24 protein-coding genes are annotated in these 20,546 nt (G+C 46.1%); 6 read left to right on the plus strand and 18 right to left on the minus strand.

Going from position 1 to position 20,546, the window contains the following annotated elements:
* Positions 1 to 57: 57 nt before the first annotated feature.
* The 3 genes from AB447_RS04775 to AB447_RS04785 form a co-directional block, all read right to left on the minus strand.
* Positions 58 to 2,385: a DNA internalization-related competence protein ComEC/Rec2 gene (locus AB447_RS04775; RefSeq protein WP_048355471.1), complete on the minus strand. Its 2,328-nt coding sequence runs from the start codon at positions 2,383 to 2,385 to the stop codon at positions 58 to 60.
* 6 nt (positions 2,386 to 2,391) lie between these two features.
* On the minus strand, positions 2,392 to 2,961 hold the full coding sequence (locus AB447_RS04780) for a ComE operon protein 2 (RefSeq protein ID WP_048355470.1): 570 nt from the start codon (positions 2,959 to 2,961) through the stop codon (positions 2,392 to 2,394).
* Positions 2,962 to 3,029: 68 nt separating this feature from the next.
* The gene (locus tag AB447_RS04785) at positions 3,030 to 3,626 is read right to left on the minus strand and encodes a helix-hairpin-helix domain-containing protein (protein ID WP_048355469.1); all 597 of its coding nucleotides are present in this window, start codon (positions 3,624 to 3,626) and stop codon (positions 3,030 to 3,032) included.
* 84 nt (positions 3,627 to 3,710) lie between these two features.
* Here AB447_RS04785 and comER point away from each other — a divergent pair, with 84 nt between their 5' ends.
* A complete protein-coding gene (gene comER, locus AB447_RS04790; RefSeq protein ID WP_048355468.1) occupies positions 3,711 to 4,532 on the plus strand; it encodes a late competence protein ComER in 822 nt (273 codons plus the stop codon).
* A 67-nt stretch (positions 4,533 to 4,599) separates the two neighbouring features.
* On the opposite strand, the gene AB447_RS04795 is transcribed toward comER, so the two are convergent.
* From AB447_RS04795 to AB447_RS04830, 8 genes are read right to left on the minus strand one after another with little or no spacing between them, the layout of a single operon-like run.
* Positions 4,600 to 5,355, minus strand: a complete 756-nt coding sequence (locus tag AB447_RS04795) for a class I SAM-dependent DNA methyltransferase (protein WP_048355467.1) — start codon at positions 5,353 to 5,355, stop codon at positions 4,600 to 4,602.
* Positions 5,355 to 5,708 (minus strand): ribosome silencing factor, encoded by a 354-nt coding sequence (gene rsfS, locus AB447_RS04800; protein WP_048355466.1) that lies wholly within the window; start codon positions 5,706 to 5,708, stop codon positions 5,355 to 5,357. Before rsfS ends, AB447_RS04795 begins: the two co-directional genes overlap by 1 nt.
* Before the next feature lie 13 nt (positions 5,709 to 5,721).
* Positions 5,722 to 6,285 (minus strand): bis(5'-nucleosyl)-tetraphosphatase (symmetrical) YqeK, encoded by a 564-nt coding sequence (yqeK, locus tag AB447_RS04805; RefSeq protein ID WP_048355465.1) that lies wholly within the window; start codon positions 6,283 to 6,285, stop codon positions 5,722 to 5,724.
* A complete protein-coding gene (locus AB447_RS04810; RefSeq protein WP_048355464.1) occupies positions 6,275 to 6,844 on the minus strand; it encodes a nicotinate-nucleotide adenylyltransferase in 570 nt (189 codons plus the stop codon). The genes yqeK and AB447_RS04810 overlap by 11 nt, the downstream gene beginning before the upstream one ends.
* 18 nt (positions 6,845 to 6,862) lie before the next feature.
* Positions 6,863 to 7,153, minus strand: coding sequence for a ribosome assembly RNA-binding protein YhbY (gene yhbY, locus AB447_RS04815; RefSeq protein WP_048355463.1), 291 nt, complete (start codon positions 7,151 to 7,153; stop codon positions 6,863 to 6,865).
* Positions 7,147 to 7,980, minus strand: coding sequence for a shikimate dehydrogenase (aroE, locus tag AB447_RS04820; protein WP_048355462.1), 834 nt, complete (start codon positions 7,978 to 7,980; stop codon positions 7,147 to 7,149). The genes yhbY and aroE overlap by 7 nt, the downstream gene beginning before the upstream one ends.
* Positions 7,981 to 7,996: 16 nt before the next feature.
* Positions 7,997 to 9,097, minus strand: a complete 1,101-nt coding sequence (gene yqeH / locus AB447_RS04825; RefSeq protein WP_048355461.1) for a ribosome biogenesis GTPase YqeH — start codon at positions 9,095 to 9,097, stop codon at positions 7,997 to 7,999.
* 3 nt (positions 9,098 to 9,100) lie between these two features.
* Positions 9,101 to 9,619 (minus strand): YqeG family HAD IIIA-type phosphatase, encoded by a 519-nt coding sequence (locus AB447_RS04830; RefSeq protein ID WP_046131755.1) that lies wholly within the window; start codon positions 9,617 to 9,619, stop codon positions 9,101 to 9,103.
* Between the two features lie 366 nt (positions 9,620 to 9,985).
* Between AB447_RS04830 and AB447_RS04835 the strand changes: the two genes are divergently transcribed.
* Complete coding sequence (locus AB447_RS04835) at positions 9,986 to 10,126, plus strand: sporulation histidine kinase inhibitor Sda (protein WP_046131754.1); 141 nt, start codon at positions 9,986 to 9,988, stop codon at positions 10,124 to 10,126.
* Between the two features lie 110 nt (positions 10,127 to 10,236).
* Here the strand turns inward: AB447_RS04835 and AB447_RS26135 are convergent, their stop codons facing one another.
* The 4 genes from AB447_RS26135 to AB447_RS04850 form a co-directional block, all read right to left on the minus strand.
* The gene (locus AB447_RS26135) at positions 10,237 to 10,398 is read right to left on the minus strand and encodes a hypothetical protein (RefSeq protein ID WP_172796314.1); all 162 of its coding nucleotides are present in this window, start codon (positions 10,396 to 10,398) and stop codon (positions 10,237 to 10,239) included.
* A gap of 82 nt (positions 10,399 to 10,480) precedes the next feature.
* Positions 10,481 to 11,212 carry an SGNH/GDSL hydrolase family protein gene (locus tag AB447_RS04840; protein ID WP_048355460.1) on the minus strand — a complete coding sequence of 244 codons (732 nt, stop codon included), beginning with the start codon at positions 11,210 to 11,212 and terminating at the stop codon, positions 10,481 to 10,483.
* Positions 11,213 to 11,339: 127 nt separating this feature from the next.
* Positions 11,340 to 12,107: a GNAT family N-acetyltransferase gene (locus tag AB447_RS04845; protein WP_048355459.1), complete on the minus strand. Its 768-nt coding sequence runs from the start codon at positions 12,105 to 12,107 to the stop codon at positions 11,340 to 11,342.
* A gap of 45 nt (positions 12,108 to 12,152) precedes the next feature.
* Positions 12,153 to 12,521 (minus strand): Na-translocating system protein MpsC family protein, encoded by a 369-nt coding sequence (locus AB447_RS04850; RefSeq protein WP_048355458.1) that lies wholly within the window; start codon positions 12,519 to 12,521, stop codon positions 12,153 to 12,155.
* A 310-nt stretch (positions 12,522 to 12,831) separates the two neighbouring features.
* Here AB447_RS04850 and fdhF point away from each other — a divergent pair, with 310 nt between their 5' ends.
* Together fdhF and AB447_RS04860 are read left to right on the plus strand one after the other, a co-directional pair.
* Positions 12,832 to 15,771: a formate dehydrogenase subunit alpha gene (gene fdhF / locus AB447_RS04855; RefSeq protein WP_057957473.1), complete on the plus strand. Its 2,940-nt coding sequence runs from the start codon at positions 12,832 to 12,834 to the stop codon at positions 15,769 to 15,771.
* Positions 15,772 to 15,790: 19 nt separating this feature from the next.
* Positions 15,791 to 16,270, plus strand: coding sequence for a helical membrane plugin domain-containing protein (locus AB447_RS04860; protein ID WP_048406313.1), 480 nt, complete (start codon positions 15,791 to 15,793; stop codon positions 16,268 to 16,270).
* A gap of 36 nt (positions 16,271 to 16,306) precedes the next feature.
* Here AB447_RS04860 and AB447_RS04865 read toward each other — a convergent pair whose 3' ends face one another.
* Positions 16,307 to 16,588, minus strand: coding sequence for a hypothetical protein (locus AB447_RS04865; RefSeq protein WP_232517698.1), 282 nt, complete (start codon positions 16,586 to 16,588; stop codon positions 16,307 to 16,309).
* Between the two features lie 153 nt (positions 16,589 to 16,741).
* On the opposite strand from AB447_RS04865, the gene sigK reads away from it, so the two are divergent.
* Positions 16,742 to 17,467 carry an RNA polymerase sporulation sigma factor SigK gene (sigK, locus tag AB447_RS04870; RefSeq protein ID WP_048355457.1) on the plus strand — a complete coding sequence of 242 codons (726 nt, stop codon included), beginning with the start codon at positions 16,742 to 16,744 and terminating at the stop codon, positions 17,465 to 17,467.
* A gap of 187 nt (positions 17,468 to 17,654) precedes the next feature.
* Here the strand turns inward: sigK and AB447_RS04875 are convergent, their stop codons facing one another.
* Positions 17,655 to 18,563, minus strand: coding sequence for a DMT family transporter (locus tag AB447_RS04875; RefSeq protein WP_048355456.1), 909 nt, complete (start codon positions 18,561 to 18,563; stop codon positions 17,655 to 17,657).
* 58 nt (positions 18,564 to 18,621) lie between these two features.
* The gene (locus tag AB447_RS04880) at positions 18,622 to 19,476 is read right to left on the minus strand and encodes an alpha/beta fold hydrolase (RefSeq protein ID WP_057957454.1); all 855 of its coding nucleotides are present in this window, start codon (positions 19,474 to 19,476) and stop codon (positions 18,622 to 18,624) included.
* Between the two features lie 151 nt (positions 19,477 to 19,627).
* Here AB447_RS04880 and AB447_RS04885 point away from each other — a divergent pair, with 151 nt between their 5' ends.
* Positions 19,628 to 20,527 (plus strand): LysR family transcriptional regulator, encoded by a 900-nt coding sequence (locus tag AB447_RS04885; RefSeq protein ID WP_048355454.1) that lies wholly within the window; start codon positions 19,628 to 19,630, stop codon positions 20,525 to 20,527.
* Positions 20,528 to 20,546: the final 19 nt, after the last annotated feature.

Below are 20,546 nucleotides of genomic sequence, written 5' to 3' on the forward strand. Positions count from 1 at the left end.
TGAAAAATGAATTCTTTCCGCCAGCTGCCGACTGCTCTGACGCAGTCTTTTTTTCTGTTACGGGGAATATACTGTATCATATGGAGGATGAAGCAAAAATGTTCCGTCCCCTCTTTTAAATAGGTATTGAACCGCCCCGTCCCTGTCTGTCCTGAAAACCTTGACCTGATGACGCTTTAAAACCTCCAGCACCTCCTCATGCGGATGGCCGTAGCGATTATTTTCCCCAGCGGAGATAAGCGCGATTTCCGGCCCGATTTGTTTGATCAATTCCTCCCCTGTCGACCCTTTGCTGCCATGATGGCCGACTTTCAGGATATCGGCTTTCAGATCCGGATAGGCTTCGATGATCTCCCGCTCGCCCTGCTTTTCCAAGTCGCCGGTTAACAGCCAGCTGAAGCCGCCCGCCTCCATCCATAAAACGAGGGAACCGTTATTTTTGCTGCTGCCGTCCGCTGTCTCCGGCGAAAGAACGTCAAACACCAGATCACCGATCTTCAAGCGGTCTCCCCTTTTGGCTGTTCTCACATTCACGCCCCTTTCTGCAGCGAAGCGGAGGAGCTTTTCATCCGCCGGCTCAGCAGCATAACCGATCGGCACAATCAGTTGTTTCACTTTATGCTTCCTGATCAAAACTTCAGCTTCTCCAATATGATCCTGATCAGCATGAGTCAGAATTAATGCATCGAGTTTTTTAACCCCTTTTGAAGCGAGGAATGGCATTAACACTCGATCTCCCAAGGAAAACTCATTTTTCCTTTTTCGCCATTTCTCCGTGTTGAAAGAAACGATTCCCCCTGTATCGATCAAAACATGCCCGTTTTGTCCGGGCGCGCTGACATATATGCTGTCACCCTGCCCGACATCCAGCATCGTAACTTCCCCTTCACTGGTGAGATACGGCGCGGCGGCGTGAAACAAAAAAGCGCAGGCAAGCAGACAAACCGGGATGATGAGCCTTTGAAAAGTTGCCTCTTTTTCCATAGAGATGAAAAGGAAACATATTGCAGCAAGGTAAAAAAGCAACTGGAGGACATCCGGCTGGACTGCCGAAAATGTGAAGAAATCAACGGAAGAAACAGTTTTAACCACAACATGGCTCCACCGGAGCAGCGCATCGAGTACACCAATTGCAAGTTCCCCAAGCGGGGGCGCAATCCATAATGCCGATAAACCGGCAAATGACAGCGGCATAACAGCCAACACATAAAACGGTATAAAAAATAGATTCATCAGCACGCTGAGAAATGAAAACTCTTGAAAGTGAAAGAGAAGAATCGGAAGAGAACCGAGCTGGGCCGCAAAGGAGGAAAGCAATAGTCGGGCGGCTTGACGTTTAGACTTTACTAGTATTTTCTTCGAGAGAATAAAGACGAATGACGCTGCAAAGGAAAGCTGAAAACCGGCCTGAAACAGCATGTAAGGGCTGTATAACAAAAGGACGAGAAAGGCGATGCTGATCACCTGGGCGCTCCTTAGACGATTCTTGCACAATGAAGAGACGAGGTAAATGTCAGTCATGAATGCCGCCCTCAGCACTGAGGGTGACCCTCCTGTTAACACGGCGGCAACGGGAAGCATGATGATCAACGACCATTTTGCACATTCTCTCGTCATGCCGATCCGCAGCAAAATGTAGAAAAAAGCTGCTGAAATAATCCCAATGTGAAGACCGGAAATCGCCAAAAGGTGGATGATCCCGAGCGTTTGATATCCGTCAAGCACTTCTTGCTCGATCAGAAACCTGTCGCCGAACGTCAGCGCCTGCACAATACCAGCGGATGATTCGGGTACATTTTTTTCTATAAAAGCAAGTCCGGCCTTGCGGATTTTCAGCAAAAACGGCATCAGGCCGCCTCCGGACTTGCAGCTTTCGATCGACTGAACCGTAAAATTCCAGTGGATCCCCTGCTGGCGTAAATATTCTTTATAGTCAAACGTCCCGGGCACAGTCTCTTTTTTAGGCGTTTTTAATTCGCCTTTCATAAAACACGTACTCCCCGGATCGAGCGCTGACAGCGCCGCTTTTTCCTGTGGGGACTTTATGATGTAGCCCGCTTTCACCGCCTCTCCTTCAGCCGTTTCGGCTGTGAAAGCGAGGCGGTCCCCGTCGATTCTGGGAATATCGCGAATCGATACGGCCGCATGGTATGCGCCTTCCCGGTAACTCGACGTATTCGATCTGTCAATGATGAGAAAATAACTAAAATAAAAACTGCAAACAAGTGTACAAATGATAAAGAGGAGAAATTGTTTTTTAATCAGACAGAGGATGAAAAACAGACATAAAAAGGCGGCTAAAGGGAGAAGAGAGGAGCTTTGAGCGGAAGCAATTCCGGCCGCCGCCGAAATTGCTCCGCAAGGAAGGATGCGGTAGGTGCCCATGTTACATTACACGTAGCTCGTAAACAGCTTATTCGCCTGTTCATGTATTTTTTTGATCTCCGTTTCTTCAAGCCCCGCCTCTGACAGCTTCTGTATCAGATCTGCTACAAACGATAATTTCTCCTGATTTTTCAAATCGATAATCATTTCGTCAAGTTCTACCTGTTCCACCCTGACTGAAGCCTGTTCAAAAAGCTCAACGGCATACGGATGATTCTTATAATCCTTTGCATAATATATCGTTTTGATGCCTGATTGAATAATTGATTTACAGCATTGGATGCACGGAAAGTGAGTTACATATATTTCAGCGCCTTCTGTCGGCACTCCGAATTTTGCGCATTGAAGGATCGCATTCATTTCCGCATGAATGGTCCTGACACAATGCCCGTCGATAACATAACATCCTTCGTCTGCACAGTGGACCCCTCCGGCGATTGACCCGTTGTAACCCCCTGCTATGATTCGTTTATCCCTGACAATCGTCGCCCCGACAGCGAGCCTTGTACAAGTGCTGCGAAGCGCAAGCAAATGGCTTTGCGCCATGAAGTATTGATCCCAAGAAATGCGTTCCACGTTGAATTCCCTCCAAATACGATGTAAGACTTCCCTAAGTTTACATATGATTGTCCTTTGACGTCAATTTACTTCACCGATATTGACGATTTTATTTTTTCAAATGTTTTTTCTCCGATGCCCGAAACGTTTGTAATGTCTTCCACCGTTTGAAACGGACCGTTCTCCTCACGGTATGCTGTGATCGCTTCCGCTTTTGAAGGTCCGACGCCCGGGATCGCCTGAAGCTCTTCTGTTGAAGCGGTATTAATGTTAACCGTTTCTGCTTCGCCTCCCGCACCGGTTTGAACGCCTTCCTCGCCTTCATACGGAATATAAATCACCATCCCATCCTGAAGGACAGCGGCCAGGTTGACTTGTTTCTCTTCTGCATTTTTCACGGTACCTCCCGCCTTTTTCAGCAAATGATGCACCCTTTCGCCCGCCCTCATCTCATAAACGCCGGGCTTTTTGACGGCGCCCTTCAGATCGATCACAATTTCGTCGTTTTCTTTCGTTTCCTTTTTGGCAGCACGGCCGGATGAAGAAGCGGCGGCCTCTGCCGGCACAGCATTGCTCCCGGCTGGTTCGCCGCGTATGTTTGACATCACAGCGACCGCGATGATAAAAAGTGCTGCAAGCATTCCTCCAGCCGCGGGCCATTTGTAGCGCTTCAGCATGTTCATCAACAACTCACCTGCTTCCATACATATTTTAACTGCAGCGGTCATATCGTTTAAAAGATACACGTTTAAAGGAGGGGAGAACGATTGAATATCGGCTTTATCGGGACGGGAAACATGGGGACTATACTTATTGAGGCGTTAATTGAATCCGAAGCTGTCATTCCCTCATCTTTAACCATTACAAACAGAACGATCGGCAAAGCGTTAAACATAAAAAAGCGATTTCCAGACATCCGGGTCAGAGAGCGGCCGGAAGAAGTCGTTACCGAAAGCGAGGCCGTATTTATTTGTGTAAAGCCGCACGATATATACCCTCTGTTAAAGCGTTTAGCGCCTGTTTTCACACCGGATCAGATTGTGATCACGATAACGAGCCCCGTCCAGGTCGAACAGCTGGAAACGGTTGTTTCCTGTCAGGCCGCAAGGGTGATCCCGAGCATCACCAACAGAGCTTTATCGGGCGTTTCGCTTTTAACATTCGGTAAGAGCTGCAATGCAGCAACAAAGGAAAAAATCACAGGACTGATGGAGAAGATTTCGATTCCTTTGGAAATCGAAAACGGCATCACCCGTGTTGCTTCGGATATCGTCAGCTGTGGACCCGCCTTTATGAGCTACTTAATTCAGGAATTTATCCAGGCAGCAGTTGAAGAAACATCGGTGTCAAAAGAGGACGCTATTTTAATGTCCAAGGAAATGCTTGTCGGCTTGGGGAGACTTCTCGAAACAGAGCTGTACACGCTGCCGACACTGCAGAAAAAGGTTTGTGTAAAAGGCGGAGTAACCGGCGAGGGGATCAAGGCGCTGGAAAACGGTGTTCAAGACATGTTCCGCCAGATGTTCCGCAACACACACTTGAAGTATGAAGAGGATATCGCTTTGGTCAAAAAGCAATTTCAGGTCTGATTCATTGTTTCATATGTGGCGCAGATTCTCAACTATGGAAAATGGCATTTTTAAAACCATCGTCATGTTAAACGATGGTTTTAGCTTTTTTTGCCGTATAAAAATGACGCTCTGTATCCGTATCAGGCTTTCGGTCTGAAAAATCGGCGGTTATCTGCTGTACGGAAAATCCTGCCGTTTTTAACAAGCGGGTGTATTCTTCGGTTTCAAATGTCCGCTGTTCATGGGTCTCATCAAAACGGTCATACACGCCTCCATTTTCCACGAAAAATGTCAAATCGTGAATGACCGAGTGAACGGATTCTCCCTCATAGCTTTGCCAGATCACGCTGACATCTTCATCCTGATCTGCGTACGTGCTCCCGGGAAAAACGTCGTCAATTTTGTAGACGGAATGGACGTCAAATAAAAGAAGTCCGTCATCCTTCAATAAAGAAAAAACGTTTTTAAATGTGTCTAAAACGTCTTTTTCATCTTTTAAGTAATTTAAGGAATCACAGCAAATGACAACCGCGTCAAATTCTTGGTCATGCCCTGATAAATCGCGCATATCCTGCTGAAAAAAACGGATCGGAAGCTGCCGGCCGGCCGCTTTTTGCTGCGCCTGCGCCAGCATGTCCCCGCTGATGTCAACACCTGTCACATCATATCCTTTCTCAGCAAGGCGAACGGAAATTTCCCCGGTTCCGCACGCGAGATCAAGAATCCGAATGTGCTCCTTTTTCATCGCCGCGAGCGACTTCTCAATCCATTCGACCCACTGATCATACGGGGCGTGGGCCATCAGTCTGTCGTAAACGCCTGAAAATCCTTGATAAATCATTAATTGACCCCGAATGAGAGATCTTCAAGAGGAGCATCTCCCCACAGTTTTTCAAGGTTGTAATAGCCTCTTTCTTCTTTATGGAAAACGTGGGCAATGACATCTCCCAAATCGATTAAGATCCATCTGGCTTCGTCAAACCCTTCCATTTTCTTTACATCGATTCCATTTTCTTCAGCCCGATCCTTAATTTCCCGGGCAATTGCCTGTACCTGCTTATCTGAGTTCCCGTGGCAGATCAGGAAATAATCGGCCACAAGGGAAATCCCCTGCATATTCATTGCGATAATATCTTCCGCTCGTTTATCATCGCAGGCTTCAGCGGCAATTTTTAAAATTGAAGCTTGATCCATTCACTAATTCCTCCTATTGTCTTTCTTTTACTAACGCATTATATGTCGCCAGCGTGTCCGGAAAAACGGCTTGGTTTTTCGTCATCAAAAAGGTGATCGTATTTTTCAGCGCTTGGATGAGCGCAAGATCCAAGTCTTCTTCGGCAAGCACGCGAACCTCGTCAACACCCGGAAAGCGGCGGCCCGGTTCAATATAGTCCGCGACATAAATGACTTTTTCCAAAAGCGTCATGCCGGGCCTTCCCGACGTATGGTATCTGATCGCCGACAAAATGTCTTCGTCCGTAATGCCGGCCTCCGTTTTGACAAGTACTGCTCCGGCCGGCGCGTGCCAAAGCTCATGATGAAAATCGAGCACATCAAGCGATTTGTTGTCGTTTAAAATGATTTGTTTCATTTCCTCTTTTGGACGAAACTTGGCATAGTCATGAAAAATCGCGGCGGTTTCGGCCTTTTTCACATCTGCGCCAAACCGTTCCGCAAGCTTTACCGCCGTATCCATTACGCCGATCGTATGCGTATACCTCTGCTCTGTCAGCTGTTCTTTTACACAGGCAAGGGCTTGATCACGTTTCATATAAACGATTCTCCTTTACATAGACCTTCACTTCGTCAGGAAGCAAGTAATCAGTCGGCTGACGGTTTTTGATGCGCTCCCTGAGTAAAGAGGATGAAACCTCAAATTCCGGAACATCCACGAAAACGAGCGGATAAGGCGTATCAATTTGAAAGCCGGGACGCTTCACTCCGACAAATTGGATCTCTCCCACCAGCTTGTCAATATTCGACCACTTCGGCAAGTACTCCACCATGTCCGCGCCGATAATAAAATAAAACTGATTATCCGGATACCGTTCTTTTAAGAGCCGGATCGTATCAAACGTATACGAAGGCCCATTCCTTTCGAGCTCAATCGTCTCCAATTTAAAACGCTCTTTTCCCGAAATGGCGATCTTCAGCATTTCAACGCGGTGATGGCTTTCTGAAAAAGAGTTTTCCTGTTTATGCGGCGGAATTTGATTGGGCATAAACCAGATTTCGTCGAGATCCATTTTGTAAAGCACTTCATTCGCCATTAACAGATGCCCGTTGTGCGGAGGATCGAACGTCCCTCCGAAAACCCCGATTTTCTTCATGTTTACCACCTTTAAACCTTAAGGAAGCTCGATTTTTTTGTTTTCTTTGGACTCCTTGTACAGCACGATGATATTTCCGATCGTCTGCACGAGTTCGGCGCGGGCGCCGCTTGCCAAAGCCTCCGCCACCTCATTCTTTGGCTGCTCGCAGTTTTGAAGCACGCTTACTTTGATCAGTTCTCTCGCTTCGAGCGCGTCACTGATTTGTTTGATCATATTTTCATTGACTCCGCCTTTTCCGACTTGAAAGATCGGTGTCAGATGATGCGCTTCCCGGCGCAAATGGCGTTTTTGTTTTCCAGTTAACATTCTTTTCCTCCTAGTTTTCGTAAAACGATTGATTTCATTTTTTCCATATCAGGCTCGCGGCCTGTCCACAGTTCGAAAGAGAGTGCGGCCTGGCCGATGAACATGCCGACGCCGTTCAAGGTTTTTAAGCCCTTTGCCTCAGCTTCTTTTAATAAAGCGGTCTTCAACGGGTTATAAATAATGTCACATACAAGGCACGTTTCTTTCGCACGGGCTAATGAAAGCGGAACATCATCGACGTGCGGGTGCATGCCGACTGAGGTGGTCTGGATCAGCACGTCGTACACAGACAGATCATCCTCTGCTTCTGATAAGGCCATCGCTTTCGTTCCATCATAAAGGTGAATGAAAGCTTCTGCTTTTTCGGGCGTGCGATTCGCCACATCAAGCCGCTTCGGCTTCCCTGCTGCGAGGGTCGTAAAGATCGCGCGGGCCGCTCCCCCTGCTCCGATGATCAAAATCGAAAGCTCGCTGACAGGCTGATCAAGGGACTGCTTCAGCGATTTTAAAAACCCTTCTCCATCCGTATTATATCCGACCAGCTGTTCTTTTTCTCTTCTGACAGTGTTTACCGCCCCTAGCACTTTGGCGCTTTCATCGATGCGGTCAAGATATTTCATGATCTCCACCTTATGGGGAACCGTCACGTTAAATCCTTGAATGCCGAGTGCCCGCATTCCTTTCACCGCATCTTCCAGATCATCGGTTTCAACCCGGAAAGCGTGGTAATACCCGTCTAATGAAAGGTCTTTCAAGGCCGCATTATGGATGTCGGGCGACATGGAATGGGCCACCGGATTTCCAATCAGTCCGTATATCGGTTTCATTGCTCTCTCCCCCAGCTTATATTAAAGATCTTCGCACAAACACATGAACGCCTTTAGGTGCGTGGGCGACAATCCGTTGATTCGCCCCCTGAACCGTCACCCAGCCCAGCCCGGAGAACACTACGTCGGTTTTTGGCTCCTTGATCGTAAAGGTGTGTTTCACAAGCTCAGGAAATGAGTCAAGGTCTTCTTTAGCTGGAGGCGCCAGCATGTCACCCGCGTGTTTTTCATAAAGCTGATCCGCATTTTCAAGCTTTGTTCGATGGATGTTTATTTGATTGGGCATATAGCATACAAACGAAGACCTGCCGCCCGCTATATAGTCAAACCGGGACAACCCGCCGAAAAACAGCGTCTGCTCTTCGTTCAGCTGAAAAGTGCGCGGCTTTAATTCTTTTTTCGGCGTCAATATTTTCAGGTCTTGCTTTGCGACATAGTGTGCCATCTGATGGTGGTTGATGATCCCCGGTGTATCGTACATCGATGATCCGTCGTCAAGAGGGATTTCAATCGTATCAAGCGTAGTACCCGGATACTGGGACGTCGTAATGATATCCCCTTCTCCTGACACTTCTTTAATGATCCGGTTGATAAACGTCGATTTTCCGACATTCGTACAGCCGACGACATAAACGTCTTTGCCGTGCCTGTAATGCTCGATCGCTTCGATCGCTTCCTTTATTCCATGCCCGCGTCCTGCGCTGACAAGCAATACGTCAACAGGCTGCAAACCGAGCTCTTTCGCTTCGCGCTTCATCCAGTGAACGAGACGCTCGCGTTTGACCGATTTAGGAAGAATATCTGCCTTGTTTCCGATCAACAGGATCGGGTTGCCTCCGACAAACCGGTTTAATCCGTTAATCCAGCTCCCGTTAAAATCAAAAATATCGACGATTTTCACAATGAGCGAATCGGTTTCCCCGATGCCGTGCAAAATTTTTAGAAAGTCATCATCCGTCAGGGAAACATCCTGGATTTCGTTATAGTTTTTCAGCCTGAAACAGCGCTGGCAGATGACGTCATCCTTTAATAATGAAGCTTCAGGCGCATAGCCGAGTTCATTTTTGTTTTCGGTTTGGATGGTGACTCCGCATCCGATGCAAACTACCTTTTCCATTGATTACTCCTCCCACTGAATATGGCCTTTCCGTTTTAATGAGCTCAGGATTCTGCGTTCTATCTGCCGGTTAAAACGCGTAAAAAAGCCGTCTGAAGCGGCTACAGGAACAACCAAAATCGTGTGAAAACCGTTGCGGTTGCCTCCGAGCACGTCGGTCATCAGCTGATCTCCTATGACGACAACGTCTTCCTTTTTGAGCCCCATGTTTTTAACGGCTTTTCGAAAAGCTCTGCCCATCGGCTTTTTCGCTTTATATATAAACGGAATATTGAGCGGTTCAGAAAATAATTTGACGCGCTTTTCATTATTATTGGAAACGATTGTTACTTTAATGCCATTCTCCTTCATTTCCTCAAACCATTCGATCAGACGCGGCGTGGCGCTTGGCCTGTCCCATTCCACAAGGGTATTATCAAGATCTGTAATAATTCCTTTTACATTCCGCTCTTTTAGTTTTTCAGGGGTAATATGAAAAATATTTTTTACAAATTCATCCGGCAAAAAAAACTTTTTTAACACAAGCCGCACCCTTTCCTTTCTATATACTGCTGCTTTCTGAAAGTGTCGAATCAAATCTAAAAGTGTCTTAAAACATCGGCTCCCCGAAAAGTTTTCGACATATAATAGGATTCTTCAACAGGTGTGGATAAAATTACACACAGTATCCACTCTTATTTCATCGACCTTTTATTAAATTATAAACATGATACCCACAAGTTATCCACTTTTTGGTGTGGATAACAGAACGATTGTTCTTGCCAAATATTCATGGTAGATTATAGGTACTTCAACCAAAGATCGCATAACATAACATGATATGCTGACCTCAAACGCGTTATTCCAATTATATAAGGAGGTGTCTTCCCCATTAAATGGGTACCGAGTATGAGAAAGCTGTCTGATGAACTTTTAATAGAATCATACATTAAAGCAAATGAGATGAATTTAAACCGCGAATTCATCGAGCTGATTGAAACTGAAATGAAGAGAAGGTCGCTCGGTCATCTGCTTTCTGTCTCCTCGTAGTTAAGCACTCCCGGGCGTTCTTGGGCTTTTTTCACTTAGGTTGCTATTATATCACTTGAATAATATGCTTACTACTGTTTTAACGAAAAAACACCTCTTTAAAAGAGGTGCTACTTGAAGCAGCCGTAAGGACTCAGCCAATAAAAACCGCCGATCACCAGCAGAACCACCAAAAGAACGACTACAAAAGCATAGCCGTATGCGGCACCGGCATATCCGGCGTAGCCCGGAAAAGGAAACGGACCGGCCGGAAACGGGAATCCAGTGGTCATAGGATGTCATCCCTCCCTTAGGACAGTTACAGTAACAGCCTATGAACTAAAAAAGAGAAATGGCTAGGCCTTTGACCGTATATCAGGAAGTTTTTATGACCCGGCTTTTGTCAATGCCTTCAAAAATAATTCTCGCGCCTTTTGGGGTTAAGTGATTTCCCGATGGGTCGATGAACCCCGATTTAATCAAGTTCTCATCAGTGGCTCCGCCCGCTTTGTTCACGATGTTTTCCCAATTGTCAATCAATGGTACATGCAGCTTTCGGGCCGTTTCTCTTGTCACATCATTATAGGAATCATGCCACTTTCTCGCGCCTCCGTATTGATCAAACGAAGCAGCACGATACCTCGCATAATAAAATATGTTGTTTCCGCTGCCTTCAACGAGCGGTAGGCACGTCATTAAAACCGGTTCTATGCCGCTCTGCCTGCTTTTTTTGACAAAATAATAGAGATTTTCTTTAAATCTTTTTTTGGAAACGCGCGGAACTCCCTTTCCGAGTATTGCCGCATCATTCGTTCCAAACATAATCAAGAGGTATGACGGCCGCTTGTCGAGTACGTCGCGCTGAAACCGCAGCCTTGCATTTTCCGTCGTTTCTCCGCCGATGCCCGCATTTTCTATGTCATATTTTCCGCGCACTGACGTTTGGAGTAAATTGACCCATTTTTCCGCTTTTGGATAATCACGAAACTGCCAATTCGAACCGCGTGTATTGCTGTCTCCAAATGCGACGATTTTTTTGGTGTGCTTTTCCCCGCATCCTGACAGAAGGAGCAAAAAAGCGAGGGCGATCACAAAGCACTTTTTCATCGTTTCCACCTCCAAAAGCCCAATAATACGATCATAAAGGAGAGGCTCTGCCGTTTCAATGGGAAAACTGTCTATTCACCTGCTGCTTTTAACCTGTCCTCTCCGCTTAAAAACATTCGCATGGGCCTTACCGGTTTTGGACATACAATGAATAGTTTTTCAGCGGCCGAAAACCGAGTTTCTCTGCAAGGCGGATCGATGCCGTGTTTTGCTGATCGCAGTCCCAGCGGGGCTTCATCCTGTGTTCTTTACAGTAAGAAATAAACGCCCGGGCGCAAAGGGCTGCATATCCCCGCCCTCTAAAATCCGGACCGGTGGCGATGTCAATCTCGGCAAAGCGGTCGGAACGAAAAATAGAAACGCACTCGCTAACCGTCCGATTGCCGCAGACTACTTTGAAACCGAAGCCTTTCCTCAAAAAATTGTCTGATCCTCCCCAATATTCGTCAGCATACTGTTCATTGAAAAGGACGCTCTCGTTCAGATCTTCTTCAGAAAACATAACGCATGCCGCGCCGGCGTCTTTCACGAAATGTTCAGGTTCTTTCACAAAGGAAAATACGATGCGCTTCATCTGTTTTATCGTATTATCCAGACCGTCTGTCAAAAATGCGTCCCATTCCGCCGAATCTGAAAATACGGTAAAACGCCTGCCGTTCCTTTGCTCTTTCAGGTAATGATGCCATTCGTCCCGCTTACTTTCAGGCGGGCTGCCGGCAAGATGATAAATTCCCGAAGGTGTTTGAAAAAGCGCGCAGCGCGGGGAAACCGAATGATCAGCATACATTTTCCCGTCTATTATTCCATCTGCGATTGCGTGGGCAAATGTCGGGCTGCCTTCGTTCAGCAGCGGTTTTCCCGCCTGCCTCATATCGGCTGCTTTCAGCTGTATCATCTTTTTTCCTCCCTAAATTTCCATCCCCGGAATCCGCCGTTCCTTTTATCCGTTGGCTGCCCCGTCGCCTTCATCGATGTTCCGGTCAAAAATAAACACGGAAACGGCGATATCCTCCTGAATCTTGATGTCTGAAAACAGATGCTCCAGTTTTGCGCCGATCAGTTCTTCCAAGCCCTCCGGCGTCCGGTTTGAATAATGATCCTGAATCAGGCTCGTCCTTGCTGCATGCACCATTTCTTTTCCTTCAGGCGTACTTGCGATAAATTGCTCGCTTGCGGTCAAATTGCCGTAAAGCGTCGAAACCGCCATATTGTCGACGAATACAGTATGAATCCGTTCAGGCCCCTTTCCAAACAGCTCTTTCCTCAGTTTCCGAATGATATCATTAAACTGATGGATTTTTTTAGACATTGTCAAACCCCTTCCCCTTTAAACCATACAAAATATCGTGATGTTCCCTTAGACATTTAACTTGGTTAAAATTTTCCTGTTCTATTGAATTATAATAAATATCATTTTATAATAAAAGTTATGTTGATGGATTTATAATAGGAGACGTGTTATAAATCTATCTGTTTCTTACATATTGGGATTGGTCTGTTAGTAAGGATTGCTAGTAAACTACTCCGCCATGTATGTTTATGCCGCTTGCCAGGACGGGAACCGGTATATGTGTACATGGCTTTTTTGATTTCTTGACAACGATGGAGGGACAAAAATGATGGACGGAAAGCCGATCAGAATCATAATAGACGGCATTGAATACGAAGCACAGGAAGGTGCGACGGTTTTAGACATTTTGAATGAACGCGGGATCGAGCATCCGCAAATTTGCCACGTACCCGAAGTTGATCCCATTCAAACGTGCGACACTTGCCTCATCGAAGCGGACGGAAAATTGAAGCGGGCCTGTTCACTCAAAGCGGAAAACGATATGTCAGTCAGCCTTTCGACTGAGCGGGTGAAAAAAGCGCAGAAGGAAGCGATGGACCGGATCCTCGAAAACCATCTGCTTTATTGTACGGTTTGCGATAATAACAATGGCAACTGCAAGCTGCATAATACGGCGGAAATGATGGGCATCGAAGAGCAGACATACCCTTATGTGCCGAAGGAGGACCCGTCGACTGCCGTCGATATGTCCCATCCTTTTTACCGCTATGATCCGAATCAGTGCATCGCGTGCGGGCAGTGTGTGGAAGTGTGCCAAAATCTCCAGGTCAATGAAACGCTGTCGATCGACTGGGAGCGGGAACGCCCGCGGGTCATTTGGGATAACGGCGTTTCGATCAATGATTCTTCATGCGTGAGCTGCGGACAGTGCGTCACCGTCTGCCCGTGCAACGCGCTGATGGAAAAATCGATGCTCGGAGAAGCCGGATTTATGACAGGTATCAAACAGGATGTCATGGAGCCGATGATCGACCTCGTAAAAAACGTAGAGCCGGGTTACAGCAGCATTTTCGCCATTTCCGAAGTAGAAGCGGCGATGCGGGAAACACGGACGAAAAAGACAAAAACCGTCTGCACATTTTGCGGTGTCGGCTGCTCTTTTGAGGTTTGGACGAAAGGCCGGAAAATATTGAAGGTCCAGCCGGTCTCAGACGCTCCCGTCAATGCCATTTCCACCTGCGTAAAAGGCAAATTCGGCTGGGATTTCGTCAATTCCAAAGAGCGGCTTACAAAACCTTTAATCCGCAAAAACGGTGCATTCGTCGAATCCACCTGGGAGGAAGCGCTTGATCTCGTTGCCAGCCGCTTAGGCTCGATCCGCCGGCAATACGGGAAAGGGGCTGTCGGCTTTATTTCTTCTTCCAAAATTACGAACGAAGAAAACTACTTGATGCAAAAGCTGGCGCGGCAAGTCTTTGAAACGAATAACGTTGACAACTGCTCCCGCTACTGCCAATCGCCGGCAACGGACGGTCTCTTCCGCACGGTCGGAATGGGCGGTGATGCAGGTACGATCAAAGATATCGCAAAAGCCGGCCTCGTCATCATCGTCGGCGCAAATCCGGCCGAAGGCCACCCGGTACTCGCAACCCGCATCAAGCGGGCCCATAAGCTTCGCGGTCAAAAGCTGATCGTCGCCGACCTTCGCAAAAACGAAATGGCCGAACGATCAGACCTGTTCATCAGACCGCGCCAGGGAACGGATCAAGTATGGCTGATGGCCGTTACAAAATATATGATCGACCAGGGCTGGCATGATCAGGCGTTCATTGAAGAAAACGTGAATTTCTTCGAGGATTATAAAAAATCCCTTGAAGCATATACCCTTGAATATGCAGAAAGCGTCACAGGCATTCAACAACAGACGCTGATCGAAATCGCGGAAATGGTTCGCGACGCTGACGGCACCTGCATCTTGTGGGGAATGGGCGTGACCCAAAATACCGGAGGCTCTGATACGTCGGCGGCGATTTCGAATCTCTTGCTTGCGACCGGGAACTACCGCCGGCCCGGTGCCGGTGCCTATCCGCTGCGCGGGCACAACAATGTCCAGGGCGCCTGTGACATGGGGACGCTTCCGGGCTGGCTTCCGGGATACCAGCATATTTCCGATGACAAAGCGCGAAACAAATTCGAAGAGGCTTACGGCGTAACAATCGACAGTACGCCTGGCCTTGATAATATCGAAATGCTTCATTCGATCGAAAAAGGCGACATGAAAGCGATGTATATCGTCGGCGAAGATATGGCCCTTGTCGATTCAAACGCCAACCGCGTCCATGACATTTTGTCAGGGCTCGATTTTCTCGTCGTTCAAGATATATTCCTTTCGAAAACGGCTCAGTACGCCGATGTTGTCTTGCCTGCGGCTCCTTCTCTCGAAAAAGAAGGAACCTTTACAAATACAGAGCGCCGGGTTCAAAGGCTGTATCAGGCGCTCCCTGCACTCGGGGACTCAAAGCCCGACTGGCAGATCATCCAGGCCATCGCAAACCGTCTCGGGGCAGACTGGAATTACAACCATCCGGGAGACATCTTCTCAGAAATGGCGAGCCTCTCCCCCCTATTCGGCAAAGCGGGGTACGAAACGCTTGAAGGCTGGAACAGTTTTCTCTGGGGCAGCTTAACCGGAGAAAGTACGCCGCTCCTTTATGTAGACGGCTTTAACTTTCCTGACAAAAAAGCGCGCTTTGCGCCGGCCGATTGGACAGAGCCGGCCGAATTCCCTGAGGAGTACGACCTTCATATCAACAACGGGCGGATGCTTGAGCACTTCCATGAAGGAAACCTGACCAATAAATCGGCAGGAATTCAAGCGAAAGTGCCGGACGTCTTTGTTGAGATTTCGCCAGAGCTGGCAAAAGAACGGGGAATCTGTGACGGATCTCTCGTAAGGCTCGTCTCCCCTTACGGCGCTGTGAAATTGACCGCTCTCATTACCGACCGCGTGCGGGCGAATGAACTGTACCTGCCGATGAACTCGACAAACAAAGAATCGGCGATTAACTTTTTAACCGGTCCGGCAGTCGATCTTCGCACAAACACGCCTGCCTATAAGCAGACGAAAGTGCGCATGGAAGTCCTTGGAGGCTGCGCGGCGCCGCCGCTCCCGAAAACGAACCCGCGCAACAAAAAACGCAACCCGCAAAACGGGGTCGAAGTAGAGCGCAAATGGAAGCGTCCGGGATACGTCCATCTGACAGACTAATGCAAGGAGGAAATCATACATGGCCACTCCCATTACCGCAATTCAAAAGGAGCGTAAATCAGAAGAGCAAATCAAGCTTGAAAAACTGGAAGAGTTAAAATCGCTAGTGGCGGAAAACGAAGACGCCCTCTCGAAAACGATGAAGCTCATCGGCGAACTGAACGGACTCGGCGTCTTTGACGCCGCGGACAGCATGCTGCAGGCGAAAGAAGACATCGCTAAAATCGCGCTCGGCCAGCTGTCCCGCGAACCGGTTGTAAACTTGATTAACACCGCAATGGCGGCCGGCGGAGCCCTGTCAAAAGCCGACCCCGAATTGACGGGAAAGCTTATCGAAAGCCTGGTAGCAGGTATAGAACAAGGACAACACTTTTTAAAGGAAGATCAAAAAGTCAGCGTCTTTGCCCTGCTGAAAGCCATCAACGACCCTGACATCAACCGCGCTGTCGGCTTCGGCCTTCAGGTTTTAAAAGGAATGGGCAAAGCGCTCAAGGAATAAACGAAAAAACCGGCTCAGAGCATGAGCCGGTTCATTTTATTTTCCGAGTGCTTCTTTAAAAATATGAAAAACCGTCGTGACAAGAACAATGATCATGAAACCGGTCGCAATTGGAGTCGGATGCGTTTCCTGGATTCCTATGGAGATGACGCTCAACACGATCAGTGAAAGAATGAACAGACGTTTGTTTTTCATATGATGCACCAGACTGCTGTTATAACGTTTACCCCTTTTAAGTCCGGCACTCTCACCCCCTGCTTTTATTATCGCGTCCATGTTAACTTTTGTAAACGGATCAAATGTTAGAAGCGCTTGCATAAAATGAAGTCTCCCCCATGATCTCTGCGGTCGGCGTGATCGGCTGGACGCTGAAAAACTTCGTAATTTTATCGTACAGACACAGACATCCCCGCTCCCACATACATTTACATATAGGCTTCTGCCTACATACATTTTGTGGAGGTGCCGATAATGACAGGTGTTTTTGCAGCGCTCGGGTATGTCATCAAGGAACTTGTGTTTTTAGTATCATATGTGAAAAACAATGCCTTTCCACAACCGCTCTCAAGCAATGAAGAAAAAAAATACTTGGAATTAATGGCCCAGGGAGACGAACACGCAAGAAACATGCTGATTGAGCACAACCTTCGCTTGGTCGCCCACATCGTCAAAAAATTCGAAAACACAGGCGAGGATTCGGAAGACCTGATTTCCATCGGAACCATCGGGCTGATCAAAGCGATCGAGAGCTACTCGGCGGGCAAAGGAACAAAGCTCGCCACATACGCGGCGCGGTGTATAGAAAACGAAATCCTCATGCATCTTCGCGCCCTGAAGAAAACGAAAAAAGACGTCTCCCTCCATGACCCGATCGGACAGGACAAAGAAGGGAACGAAATCAGCCTCATTGATGTCCTCAAATCAGAAAACGAAGACGTCATCGACACCATCCAGCTCAACATGGAGCTTGAAAAAGTGAAAAAATACATCGATATCCTGGACGGCAGAGAAAAAGAAGTCATCGTCGGCCGCTTCGGCCTTGATTTGAAGAAAGAAAAAACGCAGCGCGAAATTGCGAAAGAGCTTGGGATTTCGCGGAGCTATGTGTCGCGGATTGAGAAACGGGCGCTGATGAAGATGTTTCATGAGTTTTACCGGGCGGAGAAGGAGAAGCGGAAGAAGGCGAAGGGGAAGTGATGTTGTAGAAAGCCGGTCTAAAGTTCCGGCTTCTTTTATTTCACCAGGCCCCAATAAGTGGATTATCAGTTCCAAAATCCTGTTATTTCAAGCATTTTGAAGTCATTCATTTTGGTCACAAAATGGACACTGTTTTAGACTGTAAACGAACACTGAATAAATGTGTAGCTACGGCATGTTATTAGGTTCACAGTTGTTCACTCTCAATTCTTGCAACATCTAATTTCTTCGGCTTTCTATTCACAAAATAAATACTCATAGTAACCAAAATTATGCCTACTAATATATTTAAAGTAATTGGTTCATTTAAGAAAAGTGCGCCAATCATTAATGCAACGATTGGTATAACAAACATGTAAGAAGCTACTTTACTCGCCTCTCCAAGTCTAACTAACGTGAAGTAAATTAACCATCCCAAGGCAATGACTAGAATAGCTCCAAATAATAAACCAAACATATACGAAAAATTCAGTTGAATATCTCGCCAATTCTCAATAGAGGCACCAATGGCTGTTAATATAATACCGCCAATCATAAACTGAACGATGATCATGCTTAGTACGTCTACCCTCTGTTCTATTTTTTTGGCGTAGACTGTGCCAATCGCCCAACTTACTGCGGTACCCACGGCAAGTAAAACACCAACAATTGAAATTTCTCCTGAAAAGCTCCCTTCGCTGATCACCGCTTCTCCTATAATGCCCAAAATCAAACCAATGAACTTAGATTTTGTCATTTTCTCTTGAAGCCATATCCAGGCCATCATTCCGACTAATACTGGCTGAAGGAAAACAATAACTGAAAATAATCCAGAAGGTAAATAATTTAGTCCAATTGTTTGGAGTCCATAATAAAGAATGACATTAAATATAGTGGATATTGAATATATGCCCCAATTTTCTCTGAGATTCAAATTCCTGATTTTGGGCAAAAAAACAATGAAAAGAATGATCCCACCAAGAAAAGTTCTCATGCCCGAGAACAGAAAAGGAGGTGTATATTCCAACGCAATCTTTGTAACAGGCCAATTCAAACTCCAAATCATAACAAGCGAAGTAATAAGAATCATCCCTTGTTTAGGTGATATCTCCTTCAACCAAATCTCTCCTTATAAAAATTAATTGTCTTTTTATCCCCTAATCGTGACCCCGGGTTTATATACCATTATTTTTTAAGAAATTTAAAATCAATCTCCCGATTTCATTCGCATGTGTTTCCAATGCAAAATGTCCAGAATCTAATAAATGAATCTCGGAATCAGGCAAATCTTTTTTAAAGGCCAGAGCACCTTGCGGAATAAACGAAACGTCATTTTTACCCCATACTGCCAATAAAGGCGGTTGTTGTTCACGCAGATATTGTTGAAACGCCGGGTAAAGTTTTACATTATTTTGATAATCGAAGATTAAATCTAATTGTTTTTCATCATTTCCCGGCCGGGACATATATGCAATATCAAGAGTATAGCCATCTGGCGATACTTGATTATTTTGTGTCCCATCAAGATACTGATTCTTAATCGTTTCTGGTGCAAATGCTGTACGGTAGCTGTCTCTTTTTTCTTGTGTTGGATTTTTCCAATCGTCTTCCCGCTTAGCCCATTTTTCCCCCAAACCTTCACGATAGATGTTCCCATTTTGACTGATTATTGCTGCAACGCGTTCCGGATGTTTCATAGCTAAACGAAAGCCGATGGGGGCGCCATAATCAAAGACATAAAGTGCATATTTCTTTAGACTAAGTCGATCTACGAAAGCTGCAACAATTTCAGTAATGTGATCAAATGTATATTCAAACTTTTCTCTATCAGGCGACGTCGTATTACCGAAACCCGGGTAATCGGGTGCAATTACATAATAGTCATTTGCTAGAATAGGTATTAGTTCCCGGAACATGTGACTTGATGTTGGAAAGCCATGAAGCAATAAAATAACCGGTCTTTTTGGATCCCCAGCTTTGCGATAAAATACATTTATGCCCTTTATTTCTATAAAATGATATGTTGTCATTTATATCCCTCCAGTGTTTTTTACTCCGGCTCATTCAAGAAATAGCTTATTTTTCAAAGCTTAGTTTACATGAAGTTCTCCTATCATATATAATTCAAAATTAAGATGTTAGATATCTCAAAATTAGATATCAATTTTCAGGAGGATCATTATGAATATTCAGCTGTTGAACGTTTTTCTCACTACTGCTCGAGAAGGCAGTATTTCTAAGGCAGCTCAAGCTTTAAATTATGCACAATCGAACGTAACGAATAAGATACAGCAACTGGAAGCCGATTTACAGACAAAATTATTCTATCGCCATAGACGAGGGATCACACTTACCCCCACAGGGCAAATTCTTGTTTCATATTCAGAAAAAATTCTAAATACCATTGAAGAAGCTAGAGCAGCCATGGGTGAATCATCCGCGCCTTCCGGACCTCTGCGTATTGGGTCCATGGAAACAACGGCTGCAGTTTGGCTGCCTGAACTCCTTGCAGATTATAGTAACCATTATCCGAACGTTGATTTAACTTTGGAAACCGGTCCTACCGAACAACAAATACAAGCAGTGTTGCACTATGAGTTAAACGGCGCTTTTATTTCAGGACCTATTGAACATCCTGATTTAGTTCAAGAAAAGGTATTGGAAGAAGAGTTGGTTCTGGTTACGAGTGCTTCACACACAGCTGTTTCTTCCTTTCATGATGTTCAAACACAAACAATGCTGGTATTCCGCGAGGGGTGCTCTTACAGAGCAAAACTCAATCATATCCTGCAAGAAGAAGGTTTATTGCCTGTAAAATTGATGGAATTCGGAATACTTGAAGCGATCATTGGTTGTGTTAGTGCCGGCTTGGGTATTTCACTCCTGCCCCGTTCAATTATTGCTGCACATGAAAAACAAGGACGCATCCGCAGCCATACCATCTCTGACAAATATTCTTCAGTAACAACTATGTTTATTAGGCGAAAAGACACTTTAATAACACCTGCTTTATCTGCTTTTTTAACTCATATGAGGACGCATTTTCAGAAAAAACTTGAGTTGACAAAGAAGGAAAACTAAATGTTTAAGCGAATACGGA

The sequence above is a fragment of the Bacillus glycinifermentans genome (assembly GCF_001042475.2).
Classification (GTDB): domain Bacteria; phylum Bacillota; class Bacilli; order Bacillales; family Bacillaceae; genus Bacillus; species Bacillus glycinifermentans.

Coding starts and splice junctions, on each gene's coding strand:
- AB447_RS04775 (WP_048355471.1), bottom strand. CDS start 2,385: ATGGGCACCTACCGCATCCTTCCTTGCGGAGCAATTTCGGCGGCGGCC.
- AB447_RS04785 (WP_048355469.1), bottom strand. CDS start 3,626: ATGAACATGCTGAAGCGCTACAAATGGCCCGCGGCTGGAGGAATGCTT.
- AB447_RS04795 (WP_048355467.1), bottom strand. CDS start 5,355: ATGATTTATCAAGGATTTTCAGGCGTTTACGACAGACTGATGGCCCAC.
- rsfS (WP_048355466.1), bottom strand. CDS start 5,708: ATGGATCAAGCTTCAATTTTAAAAATTGCCGCTGAAGCCTGCGATGAT.
- yqeK (WP_048355465.1), bottom strand. CDS start 6,285: ATGAAACGTGATCAAGCCCTTGCCTGTGTAAAAGAACAGCTGACAGAG.
- AB447_RS04810 (WP_048355464.1), bottom strand. CDS start 6,844: ATGAAGAAAATCGGGGTTTTCGGAGGGACGTTCGATCCTCCGCACAAC.
- yhbY (WP_048355463.1), bottom strand. CDS start 7,153: ATGTTAACTGGAAAACAAAAACGCCATTTGCGCCGGGAAGCGCATCAT.
- aroE (WP_048355462.1), bottom strand. CDS start 7,980: ATGAAACCGATATACGGACTGATTGGAAATCCGGTGGCCCATTCCATG.
- yqeH (WP_048355461.1), bottom strand. CDS start 9,097: ATGGAAAAGGTAGTTTGCATCGGATGCGGAGTCACCATCCAAACCGAA.
- AB447_RS04835 (WP_046131754.1), top strand. CDS start 9,986: ATGAGAAAGCTGTCTGATGAACTTTTAATAGAATCATACATTAAAGCA.
- AB447_RS26135 (WP_172796314.1), bottom strand. CDS start 10,398: ATGACCACTGGATTCCCGTTTCCGGCCGGTCCGTTTCCTTTTCCGGGC.
- AB447_RS04840 (WP_048355460.1), bottom strand. CDS start 11,212: ATGAAAAAGTGCTTTGTGATCGCCCTCGCTTTTTTGCTCCTTCTGTCA.
- AB447_RS04845 (WP_048355459.1), bottom strand. CDS start 12,107: ATGATACAGCTGAAAGCAGCCGATATGAGGCAGGCGGGAAAACCGCTG.
- AB447_RS04850 (WP_048355458.1), bottom strand. CDS start 12,521: ATGTCTAAAAAAATCCATCAGTTTAATGATATCATTCGGAAACTGAGG.
- fdhF (WP_057957473.1), top strand. CDS start 12,832: ATGGACGGAAAGCCGATCAGAATCATAATAGACGGCATTGAATACGAA.
- AB447_RS04860 (WP_048406313.1), top strand. CDS start 15,791: ATGGCCACTCCCATTACCGCAATTCAAAAGGAGCGTAAATCAGAAGAG.
- AB447_RS04865 (WP_232517698.1), bottom strand. CDS start 16,588: ATGCAAGCGCTTCTAACATTTGATCCGTTTACAAAAGTTAACATGGAC.
- sigK (WP_048355457.1), top strand. CDS start 16,742: ATGACAGGTGTTTTTGCAGCGCTCGGGTATGTCATCAAGGAACTTGTG.
- AB447_RS04880 (WP_057957454.1), bottom strand. CDS start 19,476: ATGACAACATATCATTTTATAGAAATAAAGGGCATAAATGTATTTTAT.
- AB447_RS04885 (WP_048355454.1), top strand. CDS start 19,628: ATGAATATTCAGCTGTTGAACGTTTTTCTCACTACTGCTCGAGAAGGC.